The organism is uncultured Dysgonomonas sp., from assembly GCF_900079725.1.
GTDB lineage: Bacteria > Bacteroidota > Bacteroidia > Bacteroidales > Dysgonomonadaceae > Dysgonomonas.
On the sequence record NZ_LT599032.1, the window covers coordinates 5104745 to 5118792 of the forward strand.

16 protein-coding genes are annotated in these 14048 nt (G+C 37.3%); 8 read left to right on the forward strand and 8 right to left on the reverse strand.

Going from position 1 to position 14048, the window contains the following annotated elements; all coding sequences use genetic code 11:
• Positions 1-38: 38 nt before the first annotated feature.
• Positions 39-1034, forward strand: coding sequence for a GlxA family transcriptional regulator (locus tag QZL88_RS20625; protein WP_296944764.1), 996 nt, complete (start codon positions 39-41; stop codon positions 1032-1034).
• A gap of 111 nt (positions 1035-1145) precedes the next feature.
• Here the strand turns inward: QZL88_RS20625 and QZL88_RS20630 are convergent, their stop codons facing one another.
• Positions 1146-1913, reverse strand: coding sequence for a TPM domain-containing protein (locus tag QZL88_RS20630; protein ID WP_296944767.1), 768 nt, complete (start codon positions 1911-1913; stop codon positions 1146-1148).
• Positions 1914-1957: 44 nt separating this feature from the next.
• Complete coding sequence (locus QZL88_RS20635) at positions 1958-2554, reverse strand: LemA family protein (RefSeq protein WP_296944768.1); 597 nt, start codon at positions 2552-2554, stop codon at positions 1958-1960.
• Between the two features lie 226 nt (positions 2555-2780).
• On the opposite strand from QZL88_RS20635, the gene QZL88_RS20640 reads away from it, so the two are divergent.
• The 4 genes from QZL88_RS20640 (at position 2781) to QZL88_RS20655 (ending at position 5655) form a co-directional block, all read left to right on the forward strand.
• On the forward strand, positions 2781-3614 hold the full coding sequence (locus QZL88_RS20640; protein ID WP_296944770.1) for an immunoglobulin-like domain-containing protein: 834 nt from the start codon (positions 2781-2783) through the stop codon (positions 3612-3614).
• 52 nt (positions 3615-3666) lie between these two features.
• Positions 3667-4620, forward strand: coding sequence for an alpha/beta hydrolase (locus tag QZL88_RS20645; protein WP_296944773.1), 954 nt, complete (start codon positions 3667-3669; stop codon positions 4618-4620).
• A 508-nt stretch (positions 4621-5128) separates the two neighbouring features.
• Positions 5129-5338 (forward strand): hypothetical protein, encoded by a 210-nt coding sequence (locus QZL88_RS20650; protein ID WP_296944776.1) that lies wholly within the window; start codon positions 5129-5131, stop codon positions 5336-5338.
• Between the two features lie 23 nt (positions 5339-5361).
• The gene (locus QZL88_RS20655; protein ID WP_296944778.1) at positions 5362-5655 is read left to right on the forward strand and encodes a hypothetical protein; all 294 of its coding nucleotides are present in this window, start codon (positions 5362-5364) and stop codon (positions 5653-5655) included.
• A 143-nt stretch (positions 5656-5798) separates the two neighbouring features.
• On the opposite strand, the gene QZL88_RS20660 is transcribed toward QZL88_RS20655, so the two are convergent.
• Positions 5799-6692 carry a helix-turn-helix transcriptional regulator gene (locus QZL88_RS20660; RefSeq protein ID WP_296944781.1) on the reverse strand — a complete coding sequence of 298 codons (894 nt, stop codon included), beginning with the start codon at positions 6690-6692 and terminating at the stop codon, positions 5799-5801.
• Positions 6693-6702: 10 nt separating this feature from the next.
• Positions 6703-7539, reverse strand: coding sequence for a class I SAM-dependent methyltransferase (locus QZL88_RS20665; RefSeq protein ID WP_296944784.1), 837 nt, complete (start codon positions 7537-7539; stop codon positions 6703-6705).
• Between the two features lie 309 nt (positions 7540-7848).
• Between QZL88_RS20665 and QZL88_RS20670 the strand changes: the two genes are divergently transcribed.
• Positions 7849-8403, forward strand: coding sequence for a porin family protein (locus tag QZL88_RS20670; protein ID WP_296944787.1), 555 nt, complete (start codon positions 7849-7851; stop codon positions 8401-8403).
• 108 nt (positions 8404-8511) lie between these two features.
• Here QZL88_RS20670 and QZL88_RS20675 read toward each other — a convergent pair whose 3' ends face one another.
• The 4 genes from QZL88_RS20675 to QZL88_RS20690 all read right to left on the reverse strand — a co-directional run bounded on the left by QZL88_RS20675 (position 8512) and on the right by QZL88_RS20690 (position 11890).
• Positions 8512-9066 carry a DUF1697 domain-containing protein gene (locus QZL88_RS20675; RefSeq protein ID WP_296944790.1) on the reverse strand — a complete coding sequence of 185 codons (555 nt, stop codon included), beginning with the start codon at positions 9064-9066 and terminating at the stop codon, positions 8512-8514.
• A gap of 151 nt (positions 9067-9217) precedes the next feature.
• Positions 9218-9643, reverse strand: a complete 426-nt coding sequence (locus tag QZL88_RS20680; RefSeq protein ID WP_296944792.1) for a VOC family protein — start codon at positions 9641-9643, stop codon at positions 9218-9220.
• 202 nt (positions 9644-9845) lie between these two features.
• Positions 9846-11264: a DUF5723 family protein gene (locus QZL88_RS20685; RefSeq protein WP_296944795.1), complete on the reverse strand. Its 1419-nt coding sequence runs from the start codon at positions 11262-11264 to the stop codon at positions 9846-9848.
• A gap of 20 nt (positions 11265-11284) precedes the next feature.
• Positions 11285-11890: a hypothetical protein gene (locus tag QZL88_RS20690; protein WP_296944798.1), complete on the reverse strand. Its 606-nt coding sequence runs from the start codon at positions 11888-11890 to the stop codon at positions 11285-11287.
• Between the two features lie 263 nt (positions 11891-12153).
• Between QZL88_RS20690 and QZL88_RS20695 the strand changes: the two genes are divergently transcribed.
• Positions 12154-12861, forward strand: coding sequence for an alpha/beta hydrolase (locus QZL88_RS20695; protein WP_296944800.1), 708 nt, complete (start codon positions 12154-12156; stop codon positions 12859-12861).
• Positions 12862-13491: 630 nt separating this feature from the next.
• Complete coding sequence (locus QZL88_RS20700; protein ID WP_296944803.1) at positions 13492-14040, forward strand: UpxY family transcription antiterminator; 549 nt, start codon at positions 13492-13494, stop codon at positions 14038-14040.
• Positions 14041-14048 lie beyond the last annotated feature (8 nt).

Consider the following 14048-nt stretch of genomic DNA (forward strand, 5'->3'; position numbering starts at 1 on the left):
TTATATTATATTTGTATATAAATATAAATCATATATTTATGTCACGACACAAGCATATTGCATTTCTTGTTATCCCCGATAGTACACTGTTGGATATAACCGGACCGTATGAAGTCTTTTCGCAGGCAATCGAATGTCTGCAAAAAAAAGATAAGGCAGATACCTATGTTCTGCACACATTATCTGCCGGAAGAAGTAAAACTGTACGTACAGCCTCCGGAATGACGATACAATGTGATAATAACTTTGATGCTGCCGGATTAGAAATAGATACCCTTTTTGTTCCGGGCATGCCTAATTCGATGCAAGACCATTATAATCTAAATAATAAGATATTAAAGTGGATAAAACACCAGTCGAAGACTGCACGGCGAATTTGTTCGGTATGTACAGGTACATTCTTTCTTGCTGAGTCGGGCATACTGACTGGAAGAAAAGCCACTACTCACTGGGAATTGTGTGAAAAACTAATGCATGATTACCCCGATATACAGGTAGATAGCAACCCTATTTTTATTAAAGACGGGAATATCTATACTTCGGCAGGAATATCTGCCGGAATGGATTTGGCTCTGGCTCTGATAGAAGAAGACCACGGACGGGCACTGGCTCTGGAAGTAGCTAAACAGATGGTATTATACCTGAAGCGTCCCGGCAACCAGTCCCAGTACAGTTCTGTACTTACCCATCAGAATACCGATTACCGGCCTATATTGGATATAGAAGGCTGGATACAGGAACATCTGACGGACAGCCTGACCGTAGAGATACTGGCTGAACAGGCAGCGATGAGCCCACGTAATTTCGCACGTGTATTTGTCCGCGAAACAGGAATTACTCCGGCAAAATATATAGATAAGATCCGCATAGAAACAGCTTGCAGATACCTGGTAGAAACCAAACTATCGCTCAAAGAAATAACGGATGCCTGCGGATTGGGTACTCCTGACAACATGAGACGTGTATTCCTTAAATACTTTCAGATATCACCTTTAGATTATCGACGCAATTTCGGCTCTATTACTGCGGATTAAAGTATGCGTTTAGAATACATAAGTAAGTTTGTCTGCAATACGAATAAAAAACAGGTATAAATCTAGTCTTTATACCTGCCTCTATATTGATTACTAATCGTGATCTTTTGTTCAGAAACTACGTCCGGCACCACCTCCGCCGAAGCTTCCACCACCTCCGCCACCAAAGCTTCCTCCTCCGCTGCTCCAGCCACCACCGGAGGAACTACCTCCCCCCCAGCCGCCGAAGCCGCCACCAAAACCTCCGCCACGCCAGCGTCCCCCCGAAGAAGGACCTCCTTTGTTGTTTTTGAAAGCGATATAGAGAATAAGCAATATAACAACCACTAGCACTATATTTGCAATGAGCGAACTACCGGAATAATTTTCTTCATCGGCCTGAAATTCTCCTGCCAAATATTTAATTATGGCAAGAACGGCCGCTTTGGATGCATTGTAATAATCCCCGCTTTGCAGATATGGGATCATATACTGGTCTATGATACGGCCGCAACGGGCATCGGTAAGTATATGCTCTACTCCGTAGCCTGTGGCAATAAATACCTGCCCACGCTCGTTACCTATACGCGGTTTTATGAGTATAAGCACGCCGTTATTCTTGTCTTTTTGGCCGATACCCCATTTTTCACCCAGACGGGCAGCATAGTCCGATACGGCATAACCCTGCAAATCGGCAACTGTTACTACATATATTTGTGTAGATGTACTATCGTTGTAGGCTTTCAGTATCTGTTCCAGGTCGTCACGCTGCGAGGCATCGAATGTCTGTGCAAAGTCATTGACGAGTCTTGGGGGTGACATGGGAGAGGGCAGATCGTCCTGTGCCTGCAACAAAACAGTCACAAGCAATAACAAGAATATATTTAATATCCGTTTCATTTTATGAAGCTAACAACCAATAGTTTTAGCCAATAGCTTATTTATTAAAATTCTACTTTTGGTGCACTTTGAGCTGATGCATCGGCTTCGAAATATCCTTTCTTATCGAAACCGAACATGCCGGCAAAGATATTTTTAGGGAACATACGGATGTAAGTGTTGTATTCTCTTACTCTCTCATTAAACTTATTCCGCTCTGTGGAGATACGGTTCTCTGTTCCCGTAAGTTCATCCTGCAAGGCAAGGAAGTTAGTATTGGCTTTCAGGTCAGGATAGTTCTCCTGCACCATCAACAAACGACCGAGTGCAGCACCCAGTTGCCCTTGCGCTTCCTGATATTTTTTGATATTCTCTTCTGTAAGCTGGTCTGCATTTACATTCATCTGTGTAGCTTTTGCACGGGCATCCACTACAGCCTGAAGAGTCTCCTGTTCGTGAGTAGCATAACCTTTCACAGTCGCGACCAGATTAGGCACAAGATCGGCACGGCGCTGGTATGCATTCTGTACCTGAGCCCATTGAGAAGTCACCCCTTCTTCTTTCCCTACCATACTGTTCTGAAGCGATTTTGCATACATAAATACAATCAGCCCGAGAACTACAACTACAATAATAGCAATTATACCTTTCGTTAATTTCATTGTTTCTATTTTTTTTGAGTTAATATCAAATACATTTATGTCTAAAACAACAAGAGAGAATGTTTTGTTGCTGTGATGCATATTTAAGTCGTAAAAGTATTAATTTATGTGGATATTTTTGTTAAATGAAGCAAGTTATTCAAGTTGACAAGGAGGAGAACCTTACTGCAATAGACATGTCTACTGATAATTATTTGTAACTTTAAGGATTCAAATCCAAAAGATTATGAAGAAAATTATACTGAATCTGACACCTGCGATATTCTTTTTATCAATCCTGTTGCTGTCCGGTAATAGTTGCAACCGAGCTGCCCAAAAGGAGAGGGGAGAGGGCGGTGAAGCTGTCTCCTCTGTTACACATATTCCGTTTACGATGGTTGTTTTGCCTGATACATATACCTTAGGTGACGAAAAGATACACGGGCTAATAACAAACAATACTGATAATGAAGCCACCTTTGGAGAAAGAAATAGTTTTGAATATTATAAAAATAATTCATGGAGTGAGGTTCGTTTTTCTTCTGAAAATGCTTTAGTAATCCACGATATTGCATATCTTTTGCAACCTCATAAAGATGCCGGATTCGACGCTTACCTATGGAATGAATTTTTCGATTATATTCCGGGAAAATACCGCATTAAAAAGGAAATTACGACAATATTGACTGCTGAATTTACAATTACACAAGCAGATTCTATTAATGCAAACATCAATACACTACATTCGGACGGAGATTTTACTATGACTGTATCGCCAGCGGCATGTAACTCCAATACAGACTCGTTAACGGTTATTATCATCAACAACTCACAGATGGAGATCGCTCCACTGAACCATTATTACATAGAACGTTATGGCGAAATGGGATGGGAGCGATGCTATTATCCTTCATATACAAAATTCTTATGGACAACTCATACACTATCCAACAATGCATCTAAGACATATAAAATACCTCTATTTACTCCTGAAAATATACAAATATTCAACCCCGGTAGATACCGTCTGTGTAAATATGCAGAAATAACCCTCTCTGCAGAATTCAATATCTCGGACTAATGAACAAATCCGGAGAGATAGCGTTAATCCTGAAAAATAAGAAACAAAATCTATGAGTAATTCTCCATACAAAGAAGATATATTAAAAGACGGATTCGAAGCTCAAACTCTCAAATTGAGAGACGATTACGAAGGTATGGTTACAGCGACACTTATACGTCGCCTGCCAGAAAGTAAATCTGACAAAGCGGTATTATACATACATGGATTTAATGATTATTTCTTTCAGACGGAAATGGCCTGCCGTTTCAACGATTATGGATTTAATTTCTATGCCATCGATCTGAGAAAATATGGTCGTTCGTTTCTGTCACATCAGAAATTTAATGATATACGTAATCTGAAAGATTATTACGAAGAAATACTCCAATCACTGGATATTATCCGCAGCGAAGGTAATAAAGAGACTCTTTTGTTTGGGCATTCCACAGGCGGGCTTATTGTTACCTTATTTGCCAAAGATCATACAGACAGCAAATTATTTGACGGGTTGATACTCAACAGCCCTTTTTATGAATTCAATCTGGCAAAACGGGTTAAAATGCTTTTACCTCTTGTATCTATTGCAGGGCGGTTTATACCTAAAGTTACTATTTCGGGAGGGTTCAGTGAAGAATATGGCAAGAGTATCCATAAATCCTACAGAGGAGAATGGGATTACATACTGGACTGGAAGCCCAACCTTGCACCTAAAATAAATCTGGGATGGTTGCGTGCAATTCATAAAACACAAAATGAATTGAGGAAAGCATTTTATATATCTAAGCCCGTATTGTTGCTGCATTCAGCTCAGTCGGTGACAGACATTAAAGATATGGAACAGGTCTCGAGCCGTGATGCTATATTGAATATAAATGATATTCAACGTATAGCCCATAACATAAAGGGTGATGTGGAAGTCCTTTCTATACAGGGAGGGTTGCATGATCTTACTCTATCGAGGGCGGAAGTACGAAATAAAGTCTATAATACGATATTTGACTGGATAAAACGAAATAAACTGTGAAACTATATTCCTTCCTTTAACTCCAAAGGATCATTAAAACTAATGCCGATAAGTTCTTCGAATGTAAAGCATATCTATACTAAAGTTACATCGAATTGAGAAGTCTCATAGTGACAAATAATTTAATCGTTTGATAATAAGGTGTATAAATATAGCGAATATGTGACATATTTATAAATTACCATACTATTCTCATTTAGATTTCGCTATTCAATCTTATACAATATTTAGAGTTCCCGTCGATAAAGCCCTTATTAAATAAAGATTTTAAAGAATAAATCACTTAGAAATAATATAATATAAACATGGCGAATATGATGTATTAAACTTAAAATGTATGCCATTCTCTCAATGTCTCTAGGTAATTATACAACTTGTTCTTAAAAAAAGTTTTTTTGCAGCCTGCAATCTTCAAATCCGACTATCGGAACATTTATTCCTCACAATAGGGCTTTTCTAAACCGCTTTCATTGATGAACTTTACAAAACAATTTAAAATGGATTAAATATGGAAATGGTAAGGCTCTCAAAATATAAAAAAGCGGGTGATATGCAGGAAAATAGAATATCTGCTATTTTACTCTCCGTAAGGCCTAAACTGGCTAGAGAAAATGAAACTAAAGTGTCGGAAAAAGGATTTATCAGTCATCAGGCAATTGTAATGCTAACCGACCATATAAAAAAAGCAAGGCAATCAGGTATATTATTGAAACGGTAATTTCTGAACAAAATGATCAGTATATGAAAATAGCACTATTCCTCAAAAACGAAATAATAGACGAATCCTGTCTGGATACAATACCTATTATAGTATTGCATGTAGATAGTAAATCGGTAATGGAAGTAGAAAAAGACATTATCGTGAAGAAAGACGTCAACTATGTAGCGCTATGGTTATTGACCAATCGCATCAAAGAAGTATATGTTGCGGAAATTGATCCTCTGGTGAAAAGGCTGTTCGAAAAACTGGGCGTTGCTGTCAAACGATTTGACGACATCGAAAAAAATCCGCTTTTAAAACAGTTTATATCCTGATACAATTTCCAGTTCGGTTAACGATCTTCTCTTTATATGTAAAGGATTTTACTTCCCGGTATTTCATGGCAAATTCTGCACAAGTTGCCTCCATGTCCCCCAATGTCATAATAAAGATATTTCATAAATTATAACTATAGAGTTCAGCTTTCTCTATACTGTATAGGTGTCATTCCTGTGTGCTTCTTAAAGAAACGTCCGAAAAAAGACGGATTAGGGAAGTTCAACTCTTCCGAAATCTGCAATATGGTCATATCCGTAGTTTTAAGCATATATTTTGTAGATGAAATAAGCACCTCATTTATCCAAGAGAAAGCTGTACGGCCTGTACGTTCTTTTATGATAGTAGACAGGTATTTAGGTGTAAGGCACATCTTATCGGCATAAAACTGCAATGTTTTCTCCTCCTTATGATTATGAAGCAGCAATTTGAAGAAATTAAGTACCTGTTCTTTCTGATATGAATTGGTCTCTGACATAATATCCGCATCAGGATTATCCTGCACTTCTTTCATCTTATTATAATAAATGGCGCCGACCTCTATCAGTAATGTATAAAGGAGTCCCTTCGCCATTTGCTCCCTGAACGGATGATCCTTGCGCTTATATTGAGTTACAATAAATGAATGAAACTCAAGTAATTTATCCGCTTGTGCCTCTGATATCTGAAGACAGGGAGATTGTATTATACTCATCGAAATGTCGAAATTGCTCGATACAGGCATCTCTGTCAGGAAGTCGGGAGAGAAAATAAGAAACTCGGTCATCATATCATCACTCTGCTCAATTACTTCGAGTACGTAATTGGGCAAGATGGTTAAGATAGTTCCTTTTCTGGTCTCATATTCCTTGAAGTTTATCTTTATCCTTCCCGTACCACTGATGCAAATGGCAAATACTGCTCCATCGATAACTATAGGGAAACTTGATGACATAGACGGGAAGTGTACCGCCTTATCGGATACGATAAAGTTTTTGATAGCAGAGGGGTCTATCTGCTCCGAAATATCTTTGATCTGCACTTTGGATAAGTTCATATATCTTATTTTATCTCTTTATACAATCTATCAATACAAAAGGTATGCTAAGTATAAAACAGCCTTTTATATCTGCTACTCTATTCATCTCTGACTCTACAGTAGATAAGACTTCTGTTAGCCTGTCGGCAGGGACAATCTCTTTCCAGCCATCGAGAAATGCCAGACGGATAAAATAGCTGTTTAGCAAAGTTGAACTATCTGCATATTTATATTCAAATCGGTCCGATACCAGGTTATTTACAGTGAAATCATATTTTTCCAGCAATTGAAGATATTCCTCCACCGGCTTCCTCTTTTTATATATATGTTCCTTCATCTTAACTAATGATGACTGCATATGTAAGGTACTCAGCACATTCTCCATGATTTGATAAAATTCAATCATTGTATCCTGTGTATTCATTGTTTGTATGAACTGTCCGCCTTTCTTAATTATACGGGAACATTCGCTTATCGATTTCTCCAGATCGGATACATTATTCAATGCATTATTACTGGTAATAAGGTCGATAGTTTCCTTTTCTAAAGGGATATTTTCAGCTACTCCACGTATGATCCGGGTGTTTTGAATATCATAAGTCTTTATTTTCTTTTCTGCTCGACAAATCGCTGTATCCCAGCAGTCTATACCATATGTTTTTCCGGAATTCCCCAACCGCATGGCTATTTCGGTCAACGGAAATCCTGCACCAAAACCAATGTCGAGTGCCGACATATTTTTTCTGATTTTTACATATTCCAGCAGCTTTAGACCGAATGGTGCCGACCAGAAAGGTAATTCATCCAAAACATCTACGACTTCATCAGAATTGGCGTCAAGGTGTGTATTCAAATAATTTGTCATTAAGCTAAGTTTGTTATTTTAGACATATTTGCAAACGTACTATTTTTTATTTAAAAGCATTATTTTTCATTATAAGAATTTTAGAACATACCACACGAATATCAGAACATTAGCCAGAAGCGCATTTTCTTCATTTTTTTACTAAATAAGAATAATAGGACATTATTACCGCCATACGGGGCTTTTTTCACCTTTGGTTTTGCACGACCTTTGTCATGTATTCGAAAACAATATACAATGAATACAAAATAAAGATTAGTTAGGTAAATAAAGATTAGTTAGGTTATCAATTTTTTAAAATGAAAGATTATGAAAAAGTTATTTTTTACACTCGCAGTTATGTTTGGTTTGACTTCGGTAGTTAATGCTCAGACAGGCAAGGTATGGATAGGAGGTAGTACAGGCTTTAATACAAGTAAAGTAACAGACGGTGAAAGATTGACAAATTTCAATATCACGCCAGAAGTAGGCTATATGTTATCAGACAACTGGGGAGTAGGTATGAAACTGGGCTATGCACATAAAGAATATAATGTACTGGAAGGTAAGGCAAAGTCTGACGGGTTCACTGTAAGTCCGTTTGCTCGTTACTCATTCCTCAAAGGAAATATAGGTGGTTTGTTTGTTGATGGTGGCGCCGGATATACTTACAGTAAGGTAAAATCTACTGATACTAAGGTGCATGAATTGGAAGTCGGCTTCAGACCCGGCGTTGCCATCAATGTATCGGACAATCTGACTCTGACCGGAAAATTCGGTTTCTTAGGTTATCAGTATGAGAAATTCGGCAGTAAAAAGACCAATACTTTTGGCTTCGACTTCGACCTTAGCCAGATACAATTAGGATTAAATTTCGTGTTCTAAATACTACATAAACAATTACTCTAAATTACTCAAAAATCTCTTCAAAACATTGAGAGGCTGCTCCCGGGATGGAAGTGGCCTCTCACTTTATTAGTCACCTATATTATTTTATCGCATGGCCTTTCCTAGTTCTGCGAGTTTGCTTATCGTTTTAAAATTACGAGAAGTGGATAGAATATCCGTTTTCTGTAAGCTGGCAGCCAGTTTGGAATTGCGGATACTGTTATAAAACAAAAAATAAATATTTCGCCCTGATATTTTATATTTATCTTGCTGCGTATTGTATTTTGTCAGGCGTTCGGTGTCTTTTAACGACGGATTCCGGGCAAACATAGATACATATAATACTTCATCATCCGATGATGCAATAGCTTCGTTTATATCTTCCCCGGTGAACGGACATTCTGCGATAATCGTTTCCAACTCATCTAACGTTCTTAATATTAGAGCAATGGGAAACCCAAAAGTATTTTCTATAATTGTTTCTATTTCTACTCGGAGTTGTTCTTCTTCCTTGTCGGAAATAAACAATACATTACCGCTCTGAATATATGACTGTACGCTATGGAAGCCCATATTTTCAAATACTTTTTTCAGTTCAGCCATCTTTACAATATTTTTTCCGCCTACATTGATACCCCGCAATAGTGCTATGTAAATCATATCTTAATATATTATGTTTTTTCGGGCTGCAATTTAATATAAAAACAGAACTCCGTACCCTCGCCTGAAAAATCATTCTGAGGATACGGAGCAAAAATTTTGTTCAATTTATCTAAAGGTTGAAAAGTCTGTTCGCTCTCTTGTTTCTCCGTTATATTTTATATTCATAATTTACCATCCATAGAACTCCGAATTTGTCCGCAAAATGCCCGAATAATGAATCCCAAAACATCTTTTCTAATGGCATTATCACTTTTCCTCCAACCGAAAGCTCGTTGAATACACGCTGAGTTTCAGCCTCACTATCCATATTCACAGATAAAGAGATATTGTCTCCAAACTTTGTTCTGACACCAAATACCTCGGATGTATCAGAACCCATAAGAATAGTTCCGCCTCCTATAGGCAATGACATATGCAGTATTTTTTCTTTCTCGGTATCGGGCATCGGCTGTTCTGAAGGCATATCTTTAAAGCGACTCAGATATGTAAACTCACCACCAAATACGGACTTATAGAAATTGAAAGCAGCCTCACAATTGCCATTGAAAGATAGGTAGGGATTAACTGCTGCCATTTATTTTAAAAGTATTAAATTGTTTGCTACTTGCACATTAACGATATGACAGTATCGATTAACTATTATTTGTATTATTTATCTCATCTGTCTCAGAGTAATAAACAGATTTAGGGTTAAGAAAGTTTTCAAAACTTAATAATTATTTTTCAAAATAATTAAATTATTGATAATAAGTTATTTAACTTTGATGACTCAGTGTTTATTTATGTCTTTCTCCCAAGGGGATACTTATTCCAAACTGAAAGTTAAGCGCCCGGCTGGTGGTAGGGACAAAATCGGATGAAATATGAGGTGTTGCATAATCGCTGGCAAGAAAAAGATTTAAACCTTTAGACGGTACAATATGGAGCGCTAAACCAAATGTATCGAACTGACTGTGATTGACCGAATAGGTCAAACTGGTTGCAAACCATGTACAGGGACGATAGTTAGCCGAAAGGGTAAATTCCGAAATATTGGAATAACTACCAAAACGTATAGTGTATAATGCTCCTGCCGTAAGTTTATCCCTGACCAATTCATATTCAGCACCTAGGTTCATATTCAAGCGGAGCATAGAAGCGCGCCCTCTTTTTGTCTCTCCTTTCAGATTTACAGCCTTTTTAATATCGTCAAGTGCATCTTCGAAAACGTCGAAGACCGACGAACCGTCTCTTTCATATATTGAGTAATCGTTAGGAGATACAATTACTTCCGTTTCGGGCGACTGCAGATTTATAGTATTAGCCTTAGACCAGGATATAAACCCAATATCGTTTATTGCTGCAGAAATTTTCAATCCCTTCAAAACCGGAAATAATTCTTTTACATCATACACTGCGCCCAAATCTACACCAACACCTAAACCGGGCAGATTAAAATTCCCGAAAGTAAAGCCATCCAGATTCCCTTTTTCGTCATACCTCGGTGCAACTCCTGGTGCAGAACCGATCAATGAGGCCTTCGATTTTGCTTTCCAATAATCGGGTCCTGCATCTATATTCAGACTTTTGGTGTCGAATTTGAAATCGGCAAGTCCCCCCAGAAATTTGACCCGTGCACCGAGTGTCAGGTTATTATCCATAAACATGCGCGAATGTGAAACACCTATTTCGATAAAAGAATAACCTGTGGCATGCAAGTCGGAGAGGTCATATGTGGATTGTTCTTCCTGTCCGAACCCTCTTTTCAATAATTCAAAAAACGGTTTTGGTATATTGACATCGGCGTGGGTTCTCACTCCCATATCTATATTCCAAAAATGATCACCTCTATAAAACCCCAATCCGAAAAGCTTTATATTTACATCTGCATTTGCATAATTGTCATAAGATAACTTCGACAAAAATTGCTCTACACCAACACTCTGATGCATAAACGTAACCCGCTTACCATCAAGACCCTTAAATGTGAAATTATCCAAATTGATTTTATTCGTCTGCCCATTTGCTCCTATGGTAGGTAAAATTGGTACTACAAGATAACCCTGTTCGGGACGTAATGCCGGATTAAGGCTATTCCGAAGATATGATGTCTTCATAAAATAGTCTGATTGAGTAACCTGCGCATATCCTCCACTTATGGAGAAAATGCCCAGAATGGCTATCGATATGGCATGTAGTCTTGTTATAAATCTCATTTTCCCTATCAACCTACATTTTAAAGTTCATAGTAGAATCCACCTGTTTTCACAATAGCTCCCCAGATATATAAATAATCCTTATCACCAAGCCAGAGAATAGCATCTTTGGAACTAAGGACTATCACAAGCTGTAAGTCGGATGCTGATTCCATATATTGCATATATTCGGACGTAATTTTAACAGAGAAGTCCTGCTGCTTCCCGGTAATAAGCGTTTGTTTTGGTATCAGCACTTTGTTTATCCTTCGCTTTCCGGTATCTATAATATTAAAGTAAACATCGAGTGATACTCCTTTAATAGCGACATAAATATCAATCTTTGCTGAAATTTCAACAGTCTCATTCCCTTCATAAAAGAATTTGCGGATCGCATTGTCATCAAACAGTCCACGTATTGTATCACTCAAAGCTATAGAACCATCAGGGATCGGGATGCCCCACGATTCGTTCAATTGGGGTAAGCCTTTTATGTATATTGTATCAATATCGCCTAACGGAATGGGCGGAATACTTATTACCCCACTTTTATCCATATTACCCCAGTCATAATCTTTATCGACGCAGGCCTGTAAGCTAAACAGAAGTATGCAAGCCAGTAATATATAGCTGTTCTGAAGTTTCATATTGGCCGATTGTTTGTGATTTACTGTATAATACCCAAATGTTATAACAAATTTAAAATTTATAAATTGGGATTCCTATTTTTTAACGTAAAAGCAATGCATATCTAATATAGAAAATCGATTTTTAACACTGTCTTACCATAAAATTAACTTAACCAATTATCCGATTGTTTTTAAATTAAAATTATTACCTTTAGATACCTGAATGTAACACTCTAAACCGGTATATGGCACAGGAAAAAAATAAAAAAAAGAGGAGCCTGTTGAAAATAATTTGGCAGAGCATCGTCGGGACGAAGAAAAAAGATATCAATGTATATTTCATATCAGGCATGTGCTACAATTGCAGCGTTTTTGACAAGCTGAAATTACCTAAAGGATTTAAGAAAAAATACATAGAGTGGTACATTCCCCGTGCCGATGAATCGTTGAATGAATATGCGCATGCAATGGCAGGAAAGATAGATACTTCACACCCCTTTGTACTCGTGGGCTACTCCTTCGGCGCAGTTATTATGCAAGAAATGGACCGCTTCCTAAAACCCATAAAAAGTATTATAATCTCGTCTTTTAAAAGCGAAGACGAAATTCCGAACCTGTTCCGCGCCGTAAGAAGGACTAATCTGGCCGAAAGAGTTCCGATGCGGGTATATTCGTCTACCGAATTCATAACCAATGCATTCAACCGCTTTGTATATAATATGCCTACATCCGAATTGGAAAAGGTAATGACATATACCGACCCTGCATATATTAAATGGGCTGTGAAACAAATTACGGAATGGCTACCCGGAAGTAACCACAAAAACTTATACCATATACATGGCACCCTGGACCAGATATTTCCCTATGAACATATCAAAAATGCTTTTCCCGTAGAAGATGGCGATCATCTGATGGTGTTGAAGAAAGCTGATGTTGTAAGTTCTATCCTGAGTGGGATATTGCTGATGAAAGAAGAAGACAAATAGAAGGCCGTAATTGGACCAGGTAAGGATACTGCAAGATCTCCAGCATAAAATAGGGAGACAAATAGATAGAGATTTATTGTCTATCATCCTAAGTATGCGCAAATTAATATAGCGTAAATACCGAAGATAGGATTACTACCATCAGCTTGATATTAATATATATGTTCCTGATAAAAACACCTACTATTTGGATTCCACATATGAGCATGCTTTTAGCATCGAAGAAGTTAGAAAAACTAAAAGTTTTTTTAATAAATTTTTTAAATGAAATATGCATATAAATAAGGAATATCTTTTACTTTTGTAAACTAAATGCGGTGTTTATTGATACTTTTCAATAAAAGAACCTTATCTACCTAACAAAAATTGTTTGTATAATAAAATGCCTCTTAGATTTATATAAGAGCTTCAGGTCATGAACTAAATGATTGTTTTTTTTAGGGCTAAATATTCTTATTTTTTGGGAAGTGATAAGAATTAGTAAAGAAATCTTTTTATTATACTCGTAGAGAAAATTTGTTACTGGATAGTGCAAGTTTTCTATATATTCAATTTTTAATTTACTCAAAATCAAATTGATCCGATAATATCAATATCGGGGTGTCCCCAAGGTATGTTATTTTGTTAAGTATGTCAGTCAAAAAAAAAGAGTCATACAAATGGTTTGCCATTAGAGTTACTTATGGTCGAGAAACCAAATTGAAAGCATATTTGGATACCATAAAAACAGAAAGTTTTGTTCCTTTAAAACTGACAGAAATTATTCGGAAAGGAAAAACTAAAAAAGAGTTGTTACCAGCAATTCGTAATCTTATTTTCATTCATACTAATCGCCCTACTCTCGATACTTTAAAGAAAGAATTAGAGAGTAGCATTCCCATCCGGTATATGATTGATAAAGCAAGAAAAATGCCAATCATTGTTCCTGATGACCAAATGAAGCATTTTATAGCTATATCTAGTACTCAGGACGAACAAACACTATTTTTAACACATATTGCTCCTGTGTTGAGAAATGGCACCAGGGTGAGAGTTACCAATGGAATTTTTAAAGGAGTGGAAGGCACTATCGTCAGAATAAAACGAGACAGACGCATTATGGTTAATATAGATGGAGTGGTTGCTGTTGTAAGTGCGCATATTCATCCATCGCTCTTAGAAAAGATAGACACCCTATAATAAGGGTA

Coding starts and splice junctions, on each gene's coding strand:
- QZL88_RS20680 (WP_296944792.1), bottom strand. CDS start 9,643: ATGGCAGCAGTTAATCCCTACCTATCTTTCAATGGCAATTGTGAGGCT.
- QZL88_RS20675 (WP_296944790.1), bottom strand. CDS start 9,066: ATGATTTACATAGCACTATTGCGGGGTATCAATGTAGGCGGAAAAAAT.
- QZL88_RS20700 (WP_296944803.1), top strand. CDS start 13,492: ATGTCAGTCAAAAAAAAAGAGTCATACAAATGGTTTGCCATTAGAGTT.
- QZL88_RS20660 (WP_296944781.1), bottom strand. CDS start 6,692: ATGAACTTATCCAAAGTGCAGATCAAAGATATTTCGGAGCAGATAGAC.
- QZL88_RS20665 (WP_296944784.1), bottom strand. CDS start 7,539: ATGACAAATTATTTGAATACACACCTTGACGCCAATTCTGATGAAGTC.
- QZL88_RS20630 (WP_296944767.1), bottom strand. CDS start 1,913: ATGAAACGGATATTAAATATATTCTTGTTATTGCTTGTGACTGTTTTG.
- QZL88_RS20650 (WP_296944776.1), top strand. CDS start 5,129: ATGGAAATGGTAAGGCTCTCAAAATATAAAAAAGCGGGTGATATGCAG.
- QZL88_RS20685 (WP_296944795.1), bottom strand. CDS start 11,264: ATGAGATTTATAACAAGACTACATGCCATATCGATAGCCATTCTGGGC.
- QZL88_RS20690 (WP_296944798.1), bottom strand. CDS start 11,890: ATGAAACTTCAGAACAGCTATATATTACTGGCTTGCATACTTCTGTTT.
- QZL88_RS20645 (WP_296944773.1), top strand. CDS start 3,667: ATGAGTAATTCTCCATACAAAGAAGATATATTAAAAGACGGATTCGAA.
- QZL88_RS20670 (WP_296944787.1), top strand. CDS start 7,849: ATGAAAAAGTTATTTTTTACACTCGCAGTTATGTTTGGTTTGACTTCG.
- QZL88_RS20655 (WP_296944778.1), top strand. CDS start 5,362: ATGAAAATAGCACTATTCCTCAAAAACGAAATAATAGACGAATCCTGT.
- QZL88_RS20640 (WP_296944770.1), top strand. CDS start 2,781: ATGAAGAAAATTATACTGAATCTGACACCTGCGATATTCTTTTTATCA.
- QZL88_RS20625 (WP_296944764.1), top strand. CDS start 39: ATGTCACGACACAAGCATATTGCATTTCTTGTTATCCCCGATAGTACA.
- QZL88_RS20635 (WP_296944768.1), bottom strand. CDS start 2,554: ATGAAATTAACGAAAGGTATAATTGCTATTATTGTAGTTGTAGTTCTC.